The sequence below is a fragment of the Pseudomonas sp. GD04019 genome, from assembly GCF_029837695.1.
Classification (GTDB): Bacteria; Pseudomonadota; Gammaproteobacteria; order Pseudomonadales; family Pseudomonadaceae; genus Aquipseudomonas.
This window is the reverse complement of the sequence record NZ_JAOEEA010000010.1, coordinates 162,716-183,881: the sequence shown is the minus strand read 5'-3', so window position 1 is coordinate 183,881 and position 21,166 is coordinate 162,716. Positions and strand designations below refer to the sequence as shown.

Genomic DNA, 21,166 nt, shown 5'->3' with positions numbered 1-21,166 from the left:
TCACGTCCGCTGTGGTTGCTGGGGGAAGTGCAGAGGGCGTGGCGCGGCCTGGTGGCCGGCGGCGTTCTGCTGGTAGGCCTGTTCGTGCTCGGCGATGGGCGCGGGGGCGACCCGGCGCTTGAGCAGGGCCACCTTCTCGGCCTGGGACAGCGGCTCCCACCAGTCCAGCTTGTCGGCCAGCGCGTCGAAGCGGCGCAGCATCAGCATGAGGAACAGGTCGAGCACGCTGAGGTCGCGGAACACCAGGGACTGCGCGGCCTTCATCTCCGGCTTGATGCGCTCGAACAGTGCCGGGCTCTCCGACCAGTGCACGTTCTCCCAGTGGTGGTGGCAGACGTGGTAGCCCTCGTTGAGGGTGTTCACCGGTTTTTCCAGCAGGGTCACGGTGTTGTACATGAAGTCTTTCGGGTCCTGCTGGCCGCCGTAGAAGGCATGCTGGCTCCAGTGGATGACGCCCATCAGGAAGTTGCTCGCGCACCAGGGCACCAGCATGTACAGCACCGCGATCGGCAAGCTGTAGAGCGCCAGCAGGGCGAACAGGGCCAGGTGCAGCAGGTTGCCGACGATCATGCTGCGCATCTGCGCCGGCTTGCGCTTGCTGCGGAAGTACAGGTACGGCGACACCAGCAGCTGCTGGTACATCACCTCGCGCACCATGTAGACGATGAAGTGCCAGGCGTTGGCGTGGTCGTAGCGGGCGGTGGCGTAGACATCCAGCGGGCCGGCGTTTTCCCGGTGATGCTGCTGCAGGTGCGCCGCCGCATGCGGGGTCAGGCCCATGGGGATGGCGAAGAACATGTAGAGGAAGGAGTTGCCGGTCCACTTCTCCACCAGGCTGGCGCGCTTGAACAGGCCGCCGACCTTGTGGCCTTCCTGGTGCATGGAGCTGAACGAACGCACGAAGGCGCGGATGTTCGGGCCGTAGACACAGGCGTAGAAGCCCAGCACCAGCGGCCAGGAGATCTCCACGATAACCAGCTGGGCGATGAAGATCGGGATGGCGGTCAGGCCAAGGGTGATGGCCGCGGCCAGGATGGGCTCGTCGCGCGGGTCCTTCAGCACCCGGTTGGCCAGGCGCTGGACCTGAGCGTGATAGGTGTCCGTGATGACGCCACCGAGGGCGGAGACACCGGGAATCGCCTGCAGAATGCGCCGGCCCAGCTGCAGCGTCAGCGCCATGGCGAGGATCACGCCGATGGCCGCGGCGTTGAACACCAGCAGCACGGCGAACAGCGGAATGGCGAAGAAGTGGAACAGCGGATGGATGTTGCCCGGCCGCACCGGATAGAGCGTGTCTGTCGTCGCCATGATGTCAGGCTTCCTGCTGAGTCATGTGAATCATCGCTTCGCGCCGACCTCGGTCGGCGCGACGCAGCGCCTTAGCCTTGCGCCGCCGGTGCGGCTGCCGAGTCCCGCAGGTACGCCGCGAGCAGCGGTGTGGCGGCGGCGCGGGAGATCGGGTGGAAGCAGATCGCCCGGGAGGCGGCCAGCAGGTAGGCGACTTCGTCGGAGGCGATGAAGGCCATGCCGCCCAGCAACTCCACTGCCAGGTTGGTGGAGCGCTCGATGGTGCCCTGGACCATGAAGCGCGTGCACAGCGCCTTGCTGTAGCTGGCCTCGTCGGCGGCGCGCTGTTCTTCCAGGTCACGGGCCGCGCCGACCAGGGCCTGGTGCGCGCCTTCCAGCTCGATGGCCAGCTGGGCCAGCGGGGCATCCTCGGTGTGGCGTTTCTTCAGCAGCAGCTCGACCAGCGCGGAAGCCACGCCCAGGTAGGTGCCGCCGACCATCAGCTGGAACCAGCACAGGCCGGACAGCGAGGTTTCCTGGGCGGAGGCGGCCACCGCTTCGTCGTCCACGGCCTCGGCCAGCAGCATGCGCTCGGCGGGTACGAACACGTCGTCGAATACCAGCGCGTTGCTGTCGGCGGCCTGCAGCACCGGGGTGTTCCAGAAGCGCTCGCGGGATACCCCGTTGCCGTCGTTGAACACCACGGCGAAGCCCTGGGTGATGCTGCCGTCATCGTTCTCGCGGGCCACGCCGACCACGATCACGTCCATGTTGTGGCTCATGGTGCAGGGCTTCTTGGTGCCGCGCAGCCGATAGCCGCCCTCGACCGGAGTGACCTTGACGCTGGTGTTGAAGATCTCCGCGCCGACCTTGCCTTCGGCGAAGGCCGAGGCGATCAGCAGCTGGTCCTGGCAGATGCCGTAGAGCAGCTCGTCCGCCGCCGGAATCAGGCCGCCGAGCTGCACGATGGTGGCGATGGTGTGGTGGTGCATGGTCATCATCACTGCCAGCGACGGGCACAGGGCGCCGACCGCACGCAGTATCTCCACCGTCTCGCGCGGCGAGGCGCCGAGGCCGCCGTAGGTTTCGGGGATGATCAGGCCGGCGGCCTTGTAGCGGCGGAACAGCTCGCACAGCTCGCTGGAATCTGCCTTCTCCAGCGCCATGCGGCCGCGTGCTTCGAGTGCGGCGATCAGGCCCGGCAGGCGGGCTTCGGTGACGCTTCGTGCGTGTTTCATCGACATGGGATAGTTCTCGAGTTGTTCTTGTGGTTATCCGGCCATCTCGACCAGTTGCTCGACGGCGGGGGCGAAACCGAAGTTCAGGGCCAGCTCGAAGATGGCCTCGGCCTCTTCCAGCGGTGGGCGCTTGCCGATGCTGTAGTCGCGCGTCTTGCCGGCCATGGTCAGCACCATGGTTTCGGCCAGGCAGCTGAAGGTCACGCCGGTGGGCAGGTCGGTGAGGTTCTGGTTGCCGAAGCGGTAGCCACGTTCGGGCAGGTGGATCAGACCACCCTCGATGACCGTCACATCCGGGCGCTGTGGCAGCGAGGAATGGCCGATATCCGGCGGCTGCGCGCAGTCGCAGATGATCGCGTTGTGGTGCAGCGCGGCCGGGTCGATGAAGGCGGAGCCGTTGGAGGTGGCCGAGAGCACGGCCTCCAGCTTCGGTAGCCAGTGGGCCAGGTCGGAGGCGACCACCACCGGCGGTTGCACGCCATTGTGTTCGCGCACCAGGGCATCGACGGTGTCGAACAGCTCGCGCAGCTGGGCGTCGTCGCCCAGATCGCGGTCGAGCAGTTGCTCCACCTGTTGTGCCGACAGCAGAGCGGCGAGGGGCTTGCCGATGCCGCTCGGATGCCCGCTGTGGATGCCGCGCAGGGCCGTGGCATACAGCTCGCCACCGACCAGCCGCAGCTCGTGCATGGCACCCTGATTGGCCGCGTTGCCGAGCAGCACCAGGTGTTCGGTGAACTTGCCCAGGCGCAGGCTGGCCAGGCGACCCACCGAGCCGTAGGCACCGATCACCCCGGTCAGGCGCTTGGCCAGCGGAGCGCCGCGGTTGGCGCAGGTGCTGAGCAGGGCGTCGACGCCGACCATGGCGGTAAGGCTGTTGCCGGTGGTGGTGTGGAAGCGGTCGTTGACCACATCCAGGCCGGCGTTGGAGATCACCGAGGTGTAGGCGCCGAGGCCGACGAAGTCGACGCCCAGCGGGCGCACCGCGTCCAGGTAGTTGTCGATCAGCTTGCGCCGCTTGCCCAGGCTCAGGCGCATCAGATCGCGCGGCTGCAGCAGGCTGCCGACCAGCCAGCCTTCCACGTAGTCGCCCTGGTCGTTGTAGATCTGCCGGACATGGAAGGACACGCCGGCGTCCAGATCGGGCTTGGCCCAGTCGGAGAATTCGCTCAGCCAATCCTGCATGAAGGCCTTCTCTTCACCGACCACGCCGAGGGCGTCGACTATGTTGTCGCCGTTGACGCTCTCCTGGGTGGTGGGGTGCAGCAGGAAGGCGAAGCGTCCCAGGCAGCGGCCGCCGCGGTCGTGGCTGCGCGGCTTGCTGGCGCTGGGCGCCGACCATTTGGCCAGCGGGCCGCGCTGTGCCGGGAAGCCCTGGGCCTCGAGGATCAGGCGATGCTGCTGGTCGTGGGCGATCAGCTCGGCGGCGGCGGTCAGGCCGTCCACCAGCACGTCGATATCGTCCTGGTCGATGCTCAGCGGCGGCTGGATGCGCAGCACGTTGCCCTCGTTGAGGGTCGGCAGGCAGTACACGCCGTGGCGGGTCTTCAGGTAGCCGCAGACGATGGGTACCAGGGCGCCGAAGGCACTGGCCAGCGACAGGGTGTAGAGGCGCTCGCCGGACCAGCGGCGGAACTTGAGGCCGAGCATCAGGCCACGGCCGTCGAGGCTCTCGAACACCTGCGGGTAGCTCTGCACCAGGTTTTCCAGGCGGGTTCGCAGATAGGCGCCGCGTTCGGCCGCCTGACGCACCACGGCGCGGTCGTTGGCGGTGAGGTGCTCGACCACCGCCAGGCCGATGGCTGCGGTGAAACCGTTCACGCCGAAAGTGGAGCTGTGGTGGCGGTCGAAGTCGCGACTCCAGCACTGTTCGCCGTAGATGCAGGCACCGATCGGCACCAGGCCGCCGCCCAGCGCCTTGGCCAGCAGCAGCATGTCAGGGGTGAGGCCGTTGGCTTCGGCGGCGAACAGCTGGCCGGTGCGGCCCAGGCCGGTCTGGATCTCGTCCAGTACGAACAGGGCGCCGTGCTTGCGGCACAGGTTCTGCGCGGCCAGCAGGTAGCCAGCAGGCGGGGTGATCATGCCGGCCTCGCCTTGCACCGCCTCGACGAAGAAGGCGGCGACGCGCTGCTCCTTCAATACGGCTTCGAGGGCCTCCAGGTCGCCATAGGACACGTGGGTGAAACCGTTGCCGCGGATATGGAAGGGCTCACGGTAGACCGGCTTGCCGGTCACGCCCACGGCGCCCTGAGTCTTGCCGTGGAAACCGGTGTGGGTGCCGACGATCAGCTCGCGGTTGGTGGCGGCGCGCGCCAGTTTGATGGCGGCTTCAACCGTCTCGGCGCCGCTGGTGGCGAAGCTGACCCTGGCCATTTCGCCGGGGGCGATCTCGATCAGGCGCGCGGCCAGTTGTTCGGCCAGCGGGTTGCCCAGCGGCTGGATGAAGGAGGGCAGGCCGGAGTCGAGGAAGGCGATGGCCGCCTCGCGAATCTGCGGCGCGCCGTAGCCAAAGGGTACGGCGCCGAACTGGCCGACGAAGTCGATCAGCGTGTGTCCGCTCTCGGTGGTGATGCGGGTGCCTTGGGCACTGGTCACCGTCTCGTCGAGACCGGCGAAGTCGAGCAGTTCCTGGCGGGTGCGGTTGATCAGGGAAGGGCTCATGCTGGCTTACCTCGCATCCGCGGTGATGACGGAATGCAGGTGCGCGCTGATCTTGCGCACGCTGTCATGCTGGTAGGCGAACTCGGGGTCCAGCGAGATGCCGAAGAGATCCTCGAACTCGGCGGAGAGCCCGACGATGAGCACCGAGTCGACGCCCATCTCGTGGAACGAGCGCTCCAGATCGAGGGAGCTCGAATCGAGTTCCAGTAGCCCAGCCACGGTTGCCGTGACAGAGGCGGTTATCTCGTCAATATGCACATGTCCTCCACAAGTTCCCTGTCCATATAAAAGGTCCATATCGCCACGAAGTGGAATAAGACTTGGGTGTTGTAAGCGCAGCGGCAAGAATGCCCGAGGGCACGAATAGTTATTTTTATGGTGCTTGCGGAATTACTCTCGAGGACAAGTGTTTCCTTGTGGGATATCACTTGGGAGTTGCGATGTTGGGTGTCCAATGTTGCGCGCTCAATACTCCAGATGGAGTAATGGCACCGCTTATTTGTGACTTCTGCGCTGGCATATAAATGTCATGAATTATCTTAGGCGAGCGGCGATATGGGACGACAGTTCAACACTGTCGTTCCAGTTATATCCGGAAGGAGTTATCTGTTATTCGTCGGAGAATAAGGCGGCGATCTGCGCCCGACTCGATGCATGCAGTTTGCTGAGGATGTTCTGCATGTGGGTCTTCACCGTCTTGTCGCTGATGCCGAGGATCTGGCCGATCTCCCAGTTGGTCTTGCCGCGCACCACCCAGCGGGCGATCTCGGTTTCCCGGCTCGACAGCAGCGAAGAGGCCTGTGGGCTGCCCCTGTCGTTCTGCTGCTCACGCAGCTGCTTGCTGCCGCGCACACGGTTCAGTGCGATGTGCAGGTAGGGCGCCAGCACGGTCATGCGCAGTTTGTTCTCGTGGCTGATGTCCGCGGTCGCGTTAATGAAGTAGTAGCCGGTGAAGGTGTTGCGCTGCAGCCCGGGGAGCACCATCCAGGCCACGTTGGCGATGCCGTGGCGGCGGAAGATATCGGCCCAGATGCGCTCGGTCGGGGTCTTCATCTCGCTGGTGGTGGTGAACTTGGGTCGCCCGTAGTGCTCGGCCAGGTCGATGTCCAGCGGCGGCACCATGCCTTCGTTGCCGACGATCTCGCCCAGGCACTGTTCCGACATGGCGTCCGTATGGATCAGGTTGTAGACGAAGGCGCGGTGCGCCCTGATCCGGCCGCTGGCGAAGATGAAGTGTTCGCACGGCAGGTACATCGCCAGGGCCTGCTGGGTGCGCAGCTTGAGGTCGTCGATGGTGCGTACCGAGGCGATGGCGGTAAGCATCCTCACTAGGCTCAGACGCTCCTGATTGGCTTCCGGCAACAGGGGGAGCACCGGCGGCGAGTTGCGTTCGCCGTCATACACGGCCGCCAGCGGTGCCCTCAGCGTACGAGGGAGCAGGCTGGTGGCCGGGGCCCGGAGCAGGGCGCTGCCCGAGAGGAAGCTCATGCTTCCAGGGTCTGGCTGTTGAGGGTGGAATCGAGCAGGACGCGACCGCCGAGCTCGGCGACCACGACTTTCCTGCTCACCTCGATGCTGTCCGCCGGCAATTCCTCCTGCAGCGTGCGGATCAATGGCTCGAACAGGCGGCGACACTCCTGCCGCCTGACCTTGCCGCTGGATGTGCGCGGCAGCGTGCCGCCGAATACCAGCAGGACTATCGGTTGTGCCACCCGGTGCTGTTGCCAGAGGTCGGCCTTGATATCGGCCAGCACGCGGGCCACGTCCAGCTGGCGGACGGAGCGCCGCTCCACTTCCTGGGCCACCACCAGTTGTTCGCTGTCCCCCAGGTCGACGCTGAACACGGCCGAACCGTCCGGACGGAAGCTCTCGTCGGCGCGGAATACCGTGCTCTCGATATCGCCGGGATGGTGGTTGACGCCGTTGAGGATGATCAGGTCCTTGAGGCGGCCGGTGACATACAGCTCGCCATCGAGCAGGAAGCCGAGATCGCCGCTGCGGAAGTAGCTGCTGTGCTCGGCCTGCTCCGGGCGCGCCGGGAGGAATGCCTCGGCGGTGCTCTCCGGACGCCGCCAGTAGCCCTGGGCGACGCTGTCGCCGACCACGCAGATCTCGCCGACGTGGCCCTCGGGCAGGCGTTCGCCAGTCTGCGGGTCACCGATGAAAGGCTCGTGGCCAGGAATGCCGCGCCCGCTGCTGACCAGGGTGCGCACCCGCACCTCCGGTGACTCCATGACGAAGGCGTTGGCCACCGGCTCGGCGCGGTTGTCTTCGAGCAGCGGGGCATGGAAGTGGCGGATCACCGGTTCGCGCAGGGCGCGGTCGCAGGTTACCAGCAGGGTGCCTTCGGCCAGGCCGTAGCAGGGGAAGGCGGCACCGCTGCGGAAGCCGCAGCGGGAGAACCTGGCATGGAAGGATTCGAGGGTCTGCGCCCTTACGTGTTCGGCGCCGTTGTAGGCGATCTCCCAGCAACTGAGGTCGAGGTCGGCCAGTTCCTCGTCCTTGACCTTCTTCAGGCACAGCTCGTAAGCGAAGTTGGGCCCGCCGCTGATGGTGCCGCGGTACTTGCTGATGGCCTGCAGCCAGCGCAGCGGGCGTTGCAGGAAGTGAATCGGCGCCATCAGGGTGCAGGGGTAGCCGACGTAGACCGACTGCAGGATGCCGCCGATCAGGCCCATGTCGTGGTACGGCGGCAGCCAGCTGACGTTGTGGCTGCCCTGATGGGTGGAGAAGTTCTCGTGGATGCTCTGCGAGTTGTGGATCAGGTTGCCGTGGGTGACCACCACGCCCTTGGGCGTGCCGGTGGAGCCGGAGGTGTACTGCAGGAAGGCCGCGTCGGCGCGGGTGACCGCGACCGGGTTCCAGTCGCTGGCGCTGGTGTCGAGCTGGGTGATGTCCAGCACCCGGGTGGCCGGCGCCGTCTCGGCCAAGCGGGTGCGAATCGCCTCGGTGTCTTCCCGGGTGGTCAGGGCCGCCGCCGGGTTGCAGTCGCCGAGGATGCCATCCAGGCGATCCAGGGTCTTGGTGGCGCCCGGCGGGTAGGCGGGCACCGCGATCAGGCCGGCATACAGGCAGGCGAGGAACCCGGTCACATAGTCGAGGCCGGGTTTGAGCAGGATCAGCACCCGGTCGCCAGGCGCGCAATGGCGTTGCAAGGTGGCGGCCGTGGCGCGGGCGGCCAGGTCCAGTTCGGCAAAGGTGATGGTGATCTGGCTGTCGCGGCCATCCAGCAGAAGTCGGTAGGCGAGTTGATCGGGAATGGTCCGGGCGTGGTGTTGCAGACTCTCGGCAAAGTTTGCGTAAGAGAGGTGCTGGTTATGCTCTTTTTCGATCATGTGCTCAACTTTCCCCGATCACTTATATCGATCTTCTATGACCATTATTTCGAACAACCGGAGCCGTCTGCGTAGAAGGCTTTGCCGCATTCATCCTCTTGAAGCATCTATCCGAAGGGAATACTCCAAACGGCGTATATCTGCCATCTCTCTGCCTACCGCATATTCGACAAACGGTCCGATATGTCGACGAGTTCAACTCCCGAAGGATTTCCGGTCTTTTGGTGTCCTTATATGTGAACCGACAGGTTCTATATTTCGCGATATTGCAAAGCCAGCGCTATTGGAATTGGTGGCGTTATTTCGAACACTTACACAGGCCTGTGACAGCCACTTTTCAAGATTGCGTTGCGTTGAATGAACAACTAGTCAGGAGAGTGCGATGCCCTTTACCGAATACGCGGAATTCGATGCCCTCGGGCTGGCCGAGTTGGTCAGCAAGCGCGAGGTAAAGCCGTCGGAACTGGTAGAGGAATCTATCCGCCGCATCGAGGCTCTCAACCCCGCGACCAACGCGGTGGTCTACAAGGCCTACGACATGGCCAGGGCGCTGGCGGCGCAACAGGACCGGGCCACGCCTGCCGGCCCGCTGCACGGCGTGCCCTTCCTGCTCAAGGACATCCTCGGTGATTGCCAGGGCATGCCGTCGGCGCTGTCGTCGCGCATGTTGCGCGAGCGGGTGATGGAGCAGGACTGCGAGCTGGTCAGCCGCTGGCGCAAGGCGGGGCTGAACTTCATCGGCAAATCCAATACCCCGGAGTTCGGCATCCTGCCGACCACCGAGTGCGCCTTCTACGGGCCGGCGCGCAATCCCTGGAATCTGGACTACTCGACGGGCGGCTCCAGCGGTGGCGCCGCGGCGGCGGTAGCCTGCGGCATGGTGCCGGCGGCCCATGGCAACGACGGTGGCGGCTCGATCCGCATTCCCGCCTCGTGCTGCGGCCTGGTCGGGCTCAAGCCGACCCGGGCGCGCAACTCGCTGGCCCCCGATTTCGGCGAACTGCTCAGCGGCCTGCTCGACGAGCATGTGCTGACCCGCACGGTGCGTGACAGCGCCGCCTTGCTGGACGCCACCCACGGCGTGGTGCCGGGTGATCCCTACCGTGCTCCGGTGATGAACGGCGCTTTCCTCGACGAGGTCGGTCGTGAGCCCGGAAAGCTGCGCATCGCCTTCTCCCGCGTCGATCCGGCCGGGCGGCCGCTGCATCCCGATTGCATCGAGGCGGTGGAGAAAACCGCCAGGCTGCTCGAATCGCTCGGCCATATGGTCGAGGAGGCGCAGCCGCAGATCGAGCCGGAGAGCTTCGTCGGCGCCTTTACCACCCTGTGGTTCTCCGGCATCGCCTTCGCCGTGGAGCTGATGAGCCTGCAGCTGGGGCGCCCACCGCAGGAGGGCGAGCTGGAAGGCCTGACCCGTGCGGTGCAGCAGCGCGGCCGTGCCGTCAGCGCCGTGGAATACCAGTTGTCCGAGCTGGTGCTGCAGCAGGTCGGTCGGGAGATGGCGCGTTTCCATCAGACCTACGACTGCTGGCTGACTCCGACCCTGGCGACACCGCCGATCCGCAATGGCGTGGTCGACGTGCAGGAAGAGGACGTGGAGAAGGCCTACGCGCCGCTGCTCGACTACAGCCCCTTCACCGCCATCCATAACGCCTCCGGGCAGCCGGCCATCTCCCTGCCGCTGCACTGGAACGCCGAGGGGCTGCCGATCGGCCTGATGCTCAGCGCCGAGTTCGGTGGTGAGGCACTGCTGCTGCGTCTGGCCGGCCAGCTCGAACAGGCACAGCCTTGGAAGCAGCGGCGGCCCGAGCTGTTCCTGCAGCTGCAGGCAGCCACACCGGCCCTGGCTTGAGCGAGGAAGGCGCGATGACGGTCCACGAGCCCCAGGGGCAAACCGCGGAAACGGCTGTGCCCTGGCCCACCGACGCGCTGAGCCGCGAGGAACTGGCGCGCTTCGGCAAGGAGCTGATCCGCCAGACGCTGCCCTTCGCCGTCGAAGACCGGCGCCGCAGCTGGTGGCACTTCTGGACCAGCTTCGCGGCGCTGGCGCTGTTCGGCGCTGGCGCCGCCACGCCGCTGTGGTGGCCGCTGCGCCTGGTGTTCAGCGTGCTCCTCGGCTTGGCGCTGGTGCGCATGTTCGTGCTGTTCCACGACTACATGCATGGCGCGATCCTGCGCGGCTCGCGCTTCGCCGACCTGTTCTTCAAGGGGTACGGCCTGATGTTGCTGGCGCCGCCCACCCTGTGGAAGCAGTCCCACGACTACCACCACGGCCACAGCTGCCAGTACGTTGGTGCGGAGCAGGGACGCCTGCCGCTGCTGTCCACCCACACCGACCTGGGCACCTTCCCGCTGATCTCCACCGAGGAATACGCCCGCGCCAGCACCTGGAAGCGCCTGCGCTACCACGTCGCCCGCCACCCGCTGATGATCCTGCTCGGCTCGCAGACCATCTTCGTATTCAGCATCTGCCTGGTTTCGCTGATCACCCAGCCCCGCCACCGCTGGTGGTCGCTGCTGGCCCTGTCGCTGAACCTGGCCACGGTGCTGCTGCTGTCGCACTTCGCCCCCGACCTGCTGCTGTACCTGCTGCTGATCCCCATCCTGGTCGGCTCGGCGCTGGGCGTGTACATGTTCTACTGCCAGCACAACTTCCCCGGCGCGCGCTATCCACAGGGCGAGGACTGGGACTACGTGGAGACCGCGATCCATTCCTCCAGCTATATGCGCACGGGGCCGATCATGGCCTGGTTCACCGCCAACATCGGCTACCACCACGTGCACCACGCCAACTCGACGATTCCCTTCTATCGCCTGCCCGAGGCGATGGCGGCGATCCCGGCGCTGCGCGAGCCGACGGTCACCTCGTTGCATCCGCGCGATATCTGGCGCTGCCTGAATCTCAAACTCTGGGACCCGGCGGCCAGGCGCATGATCAGCTTCCGCGAGTTCCACCAGCAGGCCGCCACCCGGGCCGCCGAGGGAATTTCGCAGGGGGCTTAACCCGGACCGACATGGCGCTGCGTCTACCCAGGCGAATGGACTTTTCGCCCGAGGAGAACCCGCCATGTCCAGCATCACCGTTCTGATCCGCCAACCCCTGCTCGCCGGCTTCGGTGCCACCCTGTTGCTGGGCCTGGCCGCCTGTAGCGCCTCCAACGATGAGCCTGCCACCAGCCTCGTGGTACCCAAGGTGGCGGAGCCCAAGATGAAGCAAGAGGTGCTGCGCGAGGAGGTCGACGCCAACGCCGCCTACGCCCCGTCGGTCGTGGCCGGTGCCCTGGAGGCGCGCAAGGCCATGCCGCAAAGCGTGCCGATGATCGCCCCGGCGCCGATGGCTGATAGCGCCGCCTTCGGCTACCAGGACGTCTACCGCGAGCAGTACCAGAAGATCGAGAGCAGCCCGGTGCAGGCCGTGGCCCAGCAGCCGGTATCGACCTTCAGCATCGACGTGGACACCGGTGCCTACGCCAACGTACGGCGCTTCCTCAACGACGGCAGCCTGCCGCCCAAGGACGCGGTACGCCTGGAGGAGCTGGTCAATTACTTCCCCTACGCCTATCCCAAGCCCGAGGGCGACGTGCCGTTCAGCGTTGCCACCGAGTTGGCAACAACCCCGTGGAATCCCGAGACCCGTCTGCTGCGCGTGGCGATCAAGGCCGCCGATCTGAGCGCCGCCGAGTTGCCACCGGCCAACCTGGTGTTCCTGGTCGACGTGTCCGGCTCCATGGATCGTCGCGAAGGCCTGCCGATGGTGCAGAGCACCCTCAAGCTGCTGGTCGATCAGCTGCGCCCGCAGGACCGCGTGGCCTTGGTCACCTATGCCGGCAATGCCAGCGTGGTGCTGGAGTCCACCGCCGGTAGCGAGAAGTCCAAGATTCGTGCTGCCATCGATCAACTCACCGCGGGTGGCTCCACTGCCGGCGAGTCGGGCATCCAGCTGGCCTATCAGGAAGCGCAGAAGGGCCTGCTCAAGGGCGGCATCAACCGCATCCTGCTGGCCACCGATGGTGACTTCAATGTCGGTATCAGCGACTTCGAGACGCTCAAGCAACTGGCCGCCGACAAGCGCAAGACCGGTGTGTCGCTGACCACCCTGGGCTTCGGCACCGACAACTACAACGAGCAACTGATGGAACAGCTGGCCGATGCCGGCGACGGCAACTACGCCTACATCGACAACCTGCGCGAGGCGCGCAAGGTGCTGGTCGACCAGCTCAGTTCGACCCTGGCCGTGGTGGCCAAGGATGTGAAGATCCAGGTCGAGTTCAACCCGGCCGAGGTCAGCGAATACCGCCTGCTGGGCTACGAGAACCGCGCCCTGAAGCGTGAAGACTTCAGCAACGACAAGGTCGATGCCGGCGAGATCGGCGCCGGGCATACCGTTACAGCCTTGTACGAAGTGGTGCCGGTGGGCGCCAAGGGCTGGCTGGAGCCACTGCGCTATGCCCAAGTCAAGGAACAGGGCAAGGCCGGCGAGATCGCCTGGTTGCGCCTGCGCTACAAGGCGCCGGAGGGCGGTGCCAGCAAGCTGGTCGAGCGCCCGATTGCCAAGAACGAAGCGACGCCTATCGCTAATGCCAGCGACGATCTACGCTTCGCCGCCGCGGTAGCCGCCTTTGCCCAACAGCTGCGCGATGGTCAATACACTGGCAACTTCTCGCTGGCCGACAGTGCCAAGCTGGCACGTGGCGCCAAGGGCGAGGACCCGTTCGGCTTGCGTGGCGAGTTCGTCCAGCTGGTCGAATTGGCGCAGAGCCTGCAAACTCCGCAAAACGTTCAAGTCAGGGCCGACTAATTGAACCAACCACTGATGGACGATGATGCCGCGCTGTTGCGGCGTTATCGCAATGGCGAGGCGGCGGCGTTCGCCCAACTCTACGAGCGCCACCGCCTCGGTCTGTTTCGCTTCCTCCTCGGTCTGTGCGGCGATCATGCGCTGGCCGAGGAGGTGTTCCAGGACACCTGGATGAGCCTGATCCGCAGCGCCAGCGAGCAGCGCGAGGCGGTGCTGTTCAAGACCTGGCTGTACCAGATCGCGCGCAACCGCCTGATCGACCACTGGCGCAAGAGCGGGCGCCACCAGGGAAAGCTCGATGAGTACGACGAGGCGCAGCACGCCAGTGCCGATCCGGGGCCCGGTCCCGAGCAGCAGTTGCTGCTGAGTCGCGACCAGGAGCGCCTGCAGGCGGCGCTGGCCGATCTGCCCGAGGAGCAGCGCGAGGTGTTCCTGCTGCGCGCCCACGGCGACCTTGAACTTCACCAGATCGCCGAACTCACCCGTACTCCGGCGGAAACCGTGAAGAGCCGCCTGCGCTATGCGCTGAACAAGTTACGTCGGCTGCTGGCCGATCCGGCTTCGGCCGAGGAGGTATCCGCATGAGCCAACACGACCACGATCTGCAGCAGGAACAGCAACTGCTGGAGCATTTCCGTCAGCACAGCCAGGGCGAGCCGTCTGCCGCCGTGGATGCGCTGATCATGGCGGCCGCCCGTGAGGCCCTGGCGCAACCGCGCTTGAGCTGGTCGCAGCGCCTGCACGCCTGGCTGTTTGGCGCCGGCAGCCGCACCCGTTGGTCCATGGCTGTGGCCGGCCTGGCGGTATTCGGCATCGGCCTCAATCTGTCGCTGCATACCCGTGAGCAGTTGCCGCAGACCTACGATGCGCCGGCCCCGGCGTCCGCCCCGGCGTTGCAGGAGATGGCCCCGGCACCGATAGCGGAGGCGCGCAAGCAGAGCGCCGAGCGCGAGTACAAGAAGGCCGAGCAGCCGGAGCAGTCCGTGGCAGGCGCCCTGGATTCGGGCGCTTCCTTCTCGGTCTCGCCAGCGGCTACCGCCGCACCGCGGCAGATGGCCCCGGCCAAGCCCCTGGCAGCGCCGCCGGTCGAAGCCATGGCCGACTCTGCCGCCGCCCCAGCCGAAGCCGATGCGGCGCGTGAGGAGGCCCGCTCTCAGGCAGCTGCTCAGGCAAAGGCTAAGGCAGCGGCGCAAGCGGCTAAGCAACGTTCGGAGATACAGGCAGGCAATGCGTTGCATGAGGAGCTAAGCGAGGATCAACTGGCCGAAACCCTGGGCCATTCCGATGTGCCCGAGGCGCCGCCCCTGGAGCTGCAACTGCACAATGTGTTGCGCATGCGTCAGGCCGGGCAGCACGCCGACGCCGATCGGCTGCTGGCAATGCTCAAGCGGGAGTTTCCGCAGCGGGACCTGGACGCCGAGCTGAAGCGCCTGCAGGCAGAGTTGGAAAAGCCGGACAGTTCGCGCTAGCGGCGAACGCGTCCGGCTACACTGCGGCTCCTTTCACGCGCAAGGAGCCGCGCTGTGCATTCCGCCGACCCGAACCCGGACGAGCCGCTTTCCCGCCTGCTGTTCAAACTGGTCTGGGAGCTGTTCAAGCTGGTCGCGCCCATCGCGGCGCTAACCGTGCTGCATCCCTTGCTGGCTCTGGGGCTGGTGCTGCTGGCGGCGCTGTTCACCTGGGGCGCTGTGCGCCTCGCCTGGAGGCGCCCGGCACGCTTGTGCAACGGGCTGGTGACGGCCGGCGCCATCGGCTTCGGTTTCTCCATCATCCACTGGGCGCCCACCTGGTGGGGCATCACCGCGGGCATCGTGCTGCTGTTCGTCGGTCTGGGGCTGGCCTCGACGCTGGAGAGGCGCCTGGGTCTGGCCAAGGCCAAGCCGGAAGCCACCGAGGCGGCCGCCGTGCGTGGTGCCAGCGCCTGGGGCGGTGATGACCTGCTGACCCCGGAGGGCGAGGTCGTCCGCACCTTCGCCTGGGGCGAGATCGCCATGGGCGGGCCGACTTACGGCAACTACCTGTTCCCCGATGGTGTGCTGCTGGAAGGCATAGGCGCCTCGGCGCGCTTCTCCAGCAGCGGCCGCTACTTCGCTGCGCCGCTGCCCAGCCGCGACACCTGGGGCCTGCTGATCCTCGATCGCCAGGAGCGACGGGTGTACCGCAGCGCCGAAGTTGGCGAATTCTGGGAGATCGACGAGTTCAGCGACGAGGCCATCAGCGGTCGGCACAGCCCGCTGGTAGGTAACCAGGGTTATCGCATGGCACTGGCCGATCTGCTGCGCCAGAGCGAGATGGTCGAGCTGGTCGCCGTAGCCGATCTGTGGCTGGAGCCGGGCTGGTCGTTGCCGCACGTCGACAAGGATTTTCCCGCGCCCGCAGGCGATCACCGCCTGCGCGGCATCGCCCATCTGCCGGAGCGCCTGCGCGAGTTGGACGATCCTCTGGCGCCGTTGCGCTATCCGACCTTGCGCCTGGAGATCGACGGCGAGCCCAGCGACCTGCTGATCGCCGCCGAGGCGGTGCCGGTGTGGCGTGCCGATGGCCAGGCGCTGGTGTGCCATGCCGCCGCGTTGCAATCGACGCCACATTGGTCACGGCCGCTCTGGCTGTGGCAGGCCGGGCAGGGCTGGCGGCAGCTGCCCGAGCCCTGGGCCGCCGCGGACGACGAGCCCGGCCTGTCTTGGGAGGGGCCGCGTGAGCTGACCGAACAGACGCTGACGCTGGCCGGGCGGATGAACACGCCACAGCTCGACCATCTGCGCTTCGGCTATGAGTTGCACGACTACTACAGCGATGTGGAAACCTGTATAGGCCACGACGCCGAGGGCCGCCTGCTGGCCGGCGAGCAGTGCGGTACCGGTCTGGTCCGCGTGCTGCCGCTGATGGGCGAGGGGCGCCGTGGCGAAGGCGCCGTGCTCGGCGAGCCGTTGCTCGGTGGGGATCGCCCACGCTTCGAATGGCTGCGCGACAGTTCGGATGGACGGCTGGGCGCCTACGCCTGTCGTATCGGCGACTGGGTGCTGGAAGACCAGTGGCTGCTCGATCACCGCGTTTCCGACTGCGGTCGCTATCTGGCCCTGGTGGCCTTCGCCGAGGCGCCTGCCGTGCCGCACCGCGTCTGCGTGGTGGATATGCAGCGGCGGCGCCTGCTGGAGTTCGCCGGGCAACCGCTGGTGGCGCGCTTGCTGGATTTTCGCGCTGGCGTACTCAGCCTGGCCCAGGTGCGTGGTCGTCTCGCTCGCGACGAGGGCGACACTCCGCTGCGCCGCTTCGACCGAGCCGCGCCGGCGGCGCTGCGGGCAGCGCGTTTTATCGAGCGGGAGGAGGACTCGCGCCTCTACTACCAGCGTCTGGAGCTGCGCGTTGGTCAGGAAGCGCTGGAAGCCTTGCCGAACTGGCGCCTGGTCGAGTGCCCGCAGGTGGCCAATGCCGACGGCGATTTCGTGCTGCCGGCGCCAGGGGGCGGCGATGCGGCCTGGCTGTTCGGCGCCCAGAGCGAGTACCGCGACCATTACCTGCGCGAGCGCCATCCGCGCGGTGGCGGCTGCCTGCTCACCGCTTCGGGGCTGGCCGTCGCCGATCTGGGGCCGTCGCTGATCTGGTCCGCCGATGGCCGTTACCTGGCGCTGACCCGGCATATCCCGCGCATGCAGGTGGCGGAGCGAGTCAATACCGACCAATGGCAGCTGCTGTTGCTCGACACCCGGGAGCGCAACCTGCGCAGCACCGGCAGCCATATCGGCTGCATGCCGCAGTTCCTGCGCTTCGCGGACGGGGTGATCGAATGGCGGGTGTTGCCTAGCGACTGGGAACACGAGGATGCGGCCACTGAATGGCAGGTGCGTAGTCTGCCGCTGAGCAACCTGTTGCCGCCGTGCGGGACGCAATTGCAGGCCCGCGGCGCACTCTGGTTGCCGCCCGCTGAGCTGGTTCGCGCCGGCCAGTGGCAGGCGCTGGATGCCGTTGCGCTGCAGGCCTGGCGCAACATCGAGTAAATTCTCCGGCTTGCCAGAAGCGGGGGGAGGGGCGAGCATAGGGCATCATCTTGCGAAACCTGCCCACCATGAAAGTTTTTCGTGCGATGGCGCTGCCCTTGGTCCTCGGCCTGCTGGTGGCCTGCGATGAGCCACACAAGCCGCCGGTACCAGTCCCGGAGCCGCCCAAGACCGAGACCGCTCCTGCCAAGGCGCAACCCGCTAAGCCTGCCGATCCTGCGCCTGTGGTCACCAACAAACTGGTGCCCGAGAAACTGCCCGTAGCCTTGCCCAAGCCAGAGCGGGAAACAGCCGAGGCGGTGGTGCGCGCGGCTCCCCCAGACAAGGCCCCGGCCGCCGCCCGAGTCGTCCCCAAGGTCGCCGAAAAGGCGTCTACCAAGCAGCCCAAGCTGGAGCCCCTGCCGGAAAAGCTCGACCTGCGGCTGCCGAAGGAGCTGGTGGACACGCTCGAGCCCGCCCCCCAGGAGCAACAACCGGAGCAGGGGCTGCTGCCGCCGCTCTTTGTCGAGAAACAGGATCAGCCGGGGCCCTATCAAATCAATGGCCGGCTTATCACCAACGAGCGCGAAAACGACTACCTGGACTCGGTGGAGGGCGCGGAGCTGCAGATCGAATTCCGCAACTAAAAAGGCGCGCCAGCCCAAGGGGATGGATGACTGGCGCGCGTCAACACGGGATCAGTCGACGAATAGATCGGTCATCAGCTTGCCGGCCGGATCGTAGCGGTACCGCTCGAAGTCTTCCTGGCCCTGTTCGCGGAGGATTTCCTCGTCGATCAGCAGGCGCCCGCTGATCGTGCGTTCGCTGCTGGACAGGATGGCGCAGGCAGCGTCGGCCATGATTGCCGGCAGGCGTGCGGCCTTCATCACGACCGGGCCACCGGCCTCGAATTCGATGGCGGCGGTGGCAATCACGGTCTTCGGCCACAGCGAATTGACGCTGATGCCGTACTTCCTGAATTCCTCGTGCATGCCCAGGGTCAGCATGCTCATGCCGTACTTGGTGGTGGTGTAGGGGCCGTAGTTGGCGAACCACTTGGGATCGAGGTTGAGCGGCGGCGACAGGCTGAGGATGTGTCCCTTGCTCTGTTTCAGATAGGGCAGGGCGGCCTGGCTGCAGACCATCACCGCGCGGCTGTTGATCTGGTACATCAGGTCGAAGCGCTTGGGCTCCAGGTGCTCGACGCCCTTGAGGCGGATGGCGCCGGCGTTGTTGATCAGCGCGTCGATGCCGCCGAAGTGCGCAGCGGCCTGGGCCATGGCGGCTTTCACCGCTTCCTCGTCACGCACGTCCAGTTGCAGGGACAGGGCCTTGCCGCCGGCGGCTTCGACCTCGGCGGCCACCGAGTGGATGGTGCCGGGCAGCTTGGTGTGGGCCTCGGCGCTCTTCGCGGCGATAACGATATTGGCGCCCTGGGCGGCGGCCTTGAGGGCGATCTCGCGGCCGATGCCACGGCTGGCACCGGTGATGAACAGGGTTTTGCCTTGCAGGGACATGCGGTACCTCTTCTTGATCTGGTCGGGCCTGGTATTCCCTCACCCCGGCCCTCTCCCGGAGGGAGAGGGGGCTGTCTGGTGAGGTTGGTTGTGTACGGTGTTCAGGTCGAGCACGGATAACTCCCTCTCCCTTTGGGAGAGGGTTGTGGCGGCCCGCGTAGGGTGAGGGGGCTCAGGCCTCTGCGGCCTCGACCTCCACCAGTAACTGACGATTCTTCACCTGATCGCCCTGGCTGACCTGCACGCGGCGGATCACGCCGTCGATGCCGGCCTTGAGCGGGTGCTCCATCTTCATCGCTTCCAGCACTACCAGCAGTTGGCCCTTGCTGACCTGCTGACCTTCGCTGACCAGCACCTCGACGATGGCGCCATCCATCGGCGCCTTGACCGTGCCGGAGCTGGCGGCGTTCTGCCCGCCGGCGGGCGCGTGGGTGACATCGACCAGCTCCAGGTTGCCGTTGTGGCCATACAGCCATACCTGCTCGCCGGCCAGATGATAGGCGCGGCGCTGGCGGATGCCGTCCAGCTGCAGGGTGGCCCAGCGGCCGTCGCTGGCCAGCAGGCGTAGCTCGACGCTTTGCGCGCCGACCTGGGCGCGCAGCAGCGGCTGTTCGCCGGACTCGACTACCTGTAGCTCGACCGAGTGTTTCTGCTCGCCCTGCTTGAGCACGAAGCTCCACGGCGCGCCGCTGCTGTTACGCCAGCCGGAGAGACCCGACTGATGCGCGCTGGCGCAGGCACTGGCCTGGTAGAGCAGGGCGACGGCGGTAGCCAGCTCGCTGGCAGCCGGCGCTTGTGGCGCCAGGCTCGGATCATTGGCGAAGTGCTCGCCGATAAAGGCGGTGGTGGCGTTGCCGGCGGCGAACTCGGGATGTGCCAGCAGGTTGGCGAGGAAGCGCTGGTTGCCGTTGACGCCGAGCAGCACGCAGTCCTCGACGGCGCGTACCAGCTTGCGCCGCGCCTCGTCGCGGGTGGCCCCAAAAGCGATGACCTTGGCCAGCATCGGGTCGTAGAACGGGGTGACGGCCTGGCCTTCGACCAGGCCATGGTCGATGCGCACGCCGTCGCGCAGCGCCGGTTCCCAGCGCAGCACCTGGCCGGTTTGCGGTAGGAAGTTGTGCGCCGAGTCCTCGGCGTACAGGCGCACTTCCATGGCGTGGCCGGTGAGGCGGATTTCGTCCTGCTTGAGCGGCAGCGGCTGGCCTTCGGCCGCGCGAATCTGCCAGGCGACCAGGTCCTGGCCGGTGATCAGTTCGGTGACCGGGTGTTCGACCTGCAGGCGGGTATTCATTTCCAGGAAGAAGAATTCGCCGCTCTGATCGAGAAGGAATTCCACGGTGCCGGCGCCGACGTAGTTGACCGAAGCCGCCGCCTTCACCGCCGCCTCGCCCATGGCCTGGCGCAGCGCGGGCGTCATCACCGGGCAGGGCGCTTCCTCGACCACTTTCTGGTGGCGGCGCTGCACCGAGCAGTCGCGTTCACCCAGATAAACGATGTTGCCGTGCTGGTCGCCGAATACCTGGATTTCCACATGGCGCGGGCGGATCACGGCGCGCTCGAGAATCAGCTCGCCGGAGCCGAAGGCGTTCTGCGCCTCGGAGCGGGCGGTACGGATCTGCGCGGCCAGTTCGGATGATTCATGCACCAGGCGCATGCCGCGACCACCGCCGCCGGCGCTGGCCTTGATCATCAGTGGGTAGCCGATGCGCTCGGCTTCGCGAGCCAGGGTTTCGTCGTCCTGGGCGGCGCCTTCGTAGCCGGGAATGCACGGCACGCCGGCCTCGAGCATGGCGATCTTCGACAGGCGCTTGCTGCCCATCAGGTGGATGGCTTCCACGGTCGGGCCGATGAACACGATGCCGGCGGCTTCGCAGGCGCGGGCGAAGTCGGCGTTCTCGGAGAGGAAGCCGTAGCCGGGGTGGATGGCGTCGGCGCCGGTCTTCTGCGCCGCGGCGATGATGTTGTCGATCACCAGGTACGACTGGTTGACCTGGGCCGGGCCGATGCACACGGCTTCGTCGGCCAGTTGCACATGGCGGGCACCGGCGTCGGCCTCGGAAAATACCGCCACGGTGCGGTAGCCGAGGTCCTGGGCGGTGCGCATCACCCGGCAGGCGATTTCGCCGCGGTTGGCGATCAGAATCTTGTTGAATGCGGGCATGTTGTTGTTCTACTCCTGCCGTTCAAACCGCTGTGGTCTGTGTTGGGGGGATCGCCGTTCGACGTTCCACCGGGCGGTGTTCTTGGTGGATGTAGAAAGCGACATCCACCCTACGATCTATTCCCCTCTCCCTCTGGGAGAGGGGCTAGGGGTGAGGGTGTTTCAGGCTGCTCTGAGCTGCTTGTGGTTCCCTCACCC

At 66.4% G+C, this 21,166-nt stretch carries 15 protein-coding genes; 7 read left to right on the top strand and 8 right to left on the bottom strand.

Features of this window, described 5'->3' with window-relative positions; translation table 11 throughout:
• From N7607_RS17055 to N7607_RS17030, 6 genes are all read right to left on the bottom strand, one after another.
• On the bottom strand, window positions 1-1,308 hold the full coding sequence (locus N7607_RS17055; RefSeq protein WP_279866111.1) for a fatty acid desaturase: 1,308 nt from the start codon (window positions 1,306-1,308) through the stop codon (window positions 1-3).
• A gap of 71 nt (window positions 1,309-1,379) precedes the next feature.
• On the bottom strand, window positions 1,380-2,531 hold the full coding sequence (locus tag N7607_RS17050) for an acyl-CoA/acyl-ACP dehydrogenase (RefSeq protein ID WP_279866110.1): 1,152 nt from the start codon (window positions 2,529-2,531) through the stop codon (window positions 1,380-1,382).
• Between the two features lie 27 nt (window positions 2,532-2,558).
• Window positions 2,559-5,183 carry an aminotransferase class III-fold pyridoxal phosphate-dependent enzyme gene (locus N7607_RS17045; protein WP_279866109.1) on the bottom strand — a complete coding sequence of 875 codons (2,625 nt, stop codon included), beginning with the start codon at window positions 5,181-5,183 and terminating at the stop codon, window positions 2,559-2,561.
• 6 nt (window positions 5,184-5,189) lie between these two features.
• Window positions 5,190-5,441 (bottom strand): acyl carrier protein, encoded by a 252-nt coding sequence (locus N7607_RS17040; RefSeq protein ID WP_279866108.1) that lies wholly within the window; start codon window positions 5,439-5,441, stop codon window positions 5,190-5,192.
• A 351-nt stretch (window positions 5,442-5,792) separates the two neighbouring features.
• Window positions 5,793-6,671 (bottom strand): LuxR C-terminal-related transcriptional regulator, encoded by an 879-nt coding sequence (locus N7607_RS17035; protein WP_279866107.1) that lies wholly within the window; start codon window positions 6,669-6,671, stop codon window positions 5,793-5,795.
• Entirely contained in the window at window positions 6,668-8,518 is a 1,851-nt protein-coding gene (locus tag N7607_RS17030) for a fatty acyl-AMP ligase (RefSeq protein WP_279866106.1), read from the bottom strand. Before N7607_RS17030 ends, N7607_RS17035 begins: the two co-directional genes overlap by 4 nt.
• 382 nt (window positions 8,519-8,900) lie before the next feature.
• On the opposite strand from N7607_RS17030, the gene N7607_RS17025 reads away from it, so the two are divergent.
• The 7 genes from N7607_RS17025 (at window position 8,901) to N7607_RS16995 (ending at window position 17,937) form a co-directional block, all read left to right on the top strand.
• Window positions 8,901-10,370 (top strand): amidase family protein, encoded by a 1,470-nt coding sequence (locus tag N7607_RS17025; protein WP_279866105.1) that lies wholly within the window; start codon window positions 8,901-8,903, stop codon window positions 10,368-10,370.
• A gap of 14 nt (window positions 10,371-10,384) precedes the next feature.
• The gene (locus tag N7607_RS17020; RefSeq protein WP_279866104.1) at window positions 10,385-11,521 is read left to right on the top strand and encodes a fatty acid desaturase; all 1,137 of its coding nucleotides are present in this window, start codon (window positions 10,385-10,387) and stop codon (window positions 11,519-11,521) included.
• Between the two features lie 64 nt (window positions 11,522-11,585).
• Window positions 11,586-13,316 (top strand): VWA domain-containing protein, encoded by a 1,731-nt coding sequence (locus N7607_RS17015; RefSeq protein WP_279866103.1) that lies wholly within the window; start codon window positions 11,586-11,588, stop codon window positions 13,314-13,316.
• Window positions 13,317-13,901: an RNA polymerase sigma factor gene (locus N7607_RS17010; protein WP_279866102.1), complete on the top strand. Its 585-nt coding sequence runs from the start codon at window positions 13,317-13,319 to the stop codon at window positions 13,899-13,901. It abuts the gene before it with no gap.
• Window positions 13,898-14,785 carry a hypothetical protein gene (locus N7607_RS17005; protein ID WP_279866101.1) on the top strand — a complete coding sequence of 296 codons (888 nt, stop codon included), beginning with the start codon at window positions 13,898-13,900 and terminating at the stop codon, window positions 14,783-14,785. Before N7607_RS17010 ends, N7607_RS17005 begins: the two co-directional genes overlap by 4 nt.
• A 54-nt stretch (window positions 14,786-14,839) precedes the next feature.
• Entirely contained in the window at window positions 14,840-17,311 is a 2,472-nt protein-coding gene (locus N7607_RS17000; protein WP_279866100.1) for a hypothetical protein, read from the top strand.
• A gap of 68 nt (window positions 17,312-17,379) precedes the next feature.
• Window positions 17,380-17,937, top strand: a complete 558-nt coding sequence (locus N7607_RS16995; protein ID WP_279866099.1) for a hypothetical protein — start codon at window positions 17,380-17,382, stop codon at window positions 17,935-17,937.
• Between the two features lie 51 nt (window positions 17,938-17,988).
• On the opposite strand, the gene N7607_RS16990 is transcribed toward N7607_RS16995, so the two are convergent.
• Complete coding sequence (locus N7607_RS16990; RefSeq protein WP_279866098.1) at window positions 17,989-18,807, bottom strand: NAD(P)-dependent oxidoreductase; 819 nt, start codon at window positions 18,805-18,807, stop codon at window positions 17,989-17,991.
• A 172-nt stretch (window positions 18,808-18,979) separates the two neighbouring features.
• Window positions 18,980-20,968, bottom strand: coding sequence for an acetyl/propionyl/methylcrotonyl-CoA carboxylase subunit alpha (locus N7607_RS16985; protein ID WP_279866097.1), 1,989 nt, complete (start codon window positions 20,966-20,968; stop codon window positions 18,980-18,982).
• Between the last annotated feature and the right edge of the window lie 198 nt (window positions 20,969-21,166).

Excerpts from the sequence above, each read along its gene's own strand:
- N7607_RS17020 (WP_279866104.1), top strand. The coding sequence starts at position 10,385 with ATGACGGTCCACGAGCCCCAGGGGCAAACCGCGGAAACGGCTGTGCCC.
- N7607_RS17015 (WP_279866103.1), top strand. The coding sequence starts at position 11,586 with ATGTCCAGCATCACCGTTCTGATCCGCCAACCCCTGCTCGCCGGCTTC.
- N7607_RS16995 (WP_279866099.1), top strand. The coding sequence starts at position 17,380 with ATGAAAGTTTTTCGTGCGATGGCGCTGCCCTTGGTCCTCGGCCTGCTG.
- N7607_RS17035 (WP_279866107.1), bottom strand. The coding sequence starts at position 6,671 with ATGAGCTTCCTCTCGGGCAGCGCCCTGCTCCGGGCCCCGGCCACCAGC.
- N7607_RS17030 (WP_279866106.1), bottom strand. The coding sequence starts at position 8,518 with ATGATCGAAAAAGAGCATAACCAGCACCTCTCTTACGCAAACTTTGCC.
- N7607_RS17025 (WP_279866105.1), top strand. The coding sequence starts at position 8,901 with ATGCCCTTTACCGAATACGCGGAATTCGATGCCCTCGGGCTGGCCGAG.
- N7607_RS17045 (WP_279866109.1), bottom strand. The coding sequence starts at position 5,183 with ATGAGCCCTTCCCTGATCAACCGCACCCGCCAGGAACTGCTCGACTTC.
- N7607_RS17055 (WP_279866111.1), bottom strand. The coding sequence starts at position 1,308 with ATGGCGACGACAGACACGCTCTATCCGGTGCGGCCGGGCAACATCCAT.
- N7607_RS16990 (WP_279866098.1), bottom strand. The coding sequence starts at position 18,807 with ATGTCCCTGCAAGGCAAAACCCTGTTCATCACCGGTGCCAGCCGTGGC.
- N7607_RS17050 (WP_279866110.1), bottom strand. The coding sequence starts at position 2,531 with ATGTCGATGAAACACGCACGAAGCGTCACCGAAGCCCGCCTGCCGGGC.
- N7607_RS17005 (WP_279866101.1), top strand. The coding sequence starts at position 13,898 with ATGAGCCAACACGACCACGATCTGCAGCAGGAACAGCAACTGCTGGAG.
- N7607_RS16985 (WP_279866097.1), bottom strand. The coding sequence starts at position 20,968 with ATGCCCGCATTCAACAAGATTCTGATCGCCAACCGCGGCGAAATCGCC.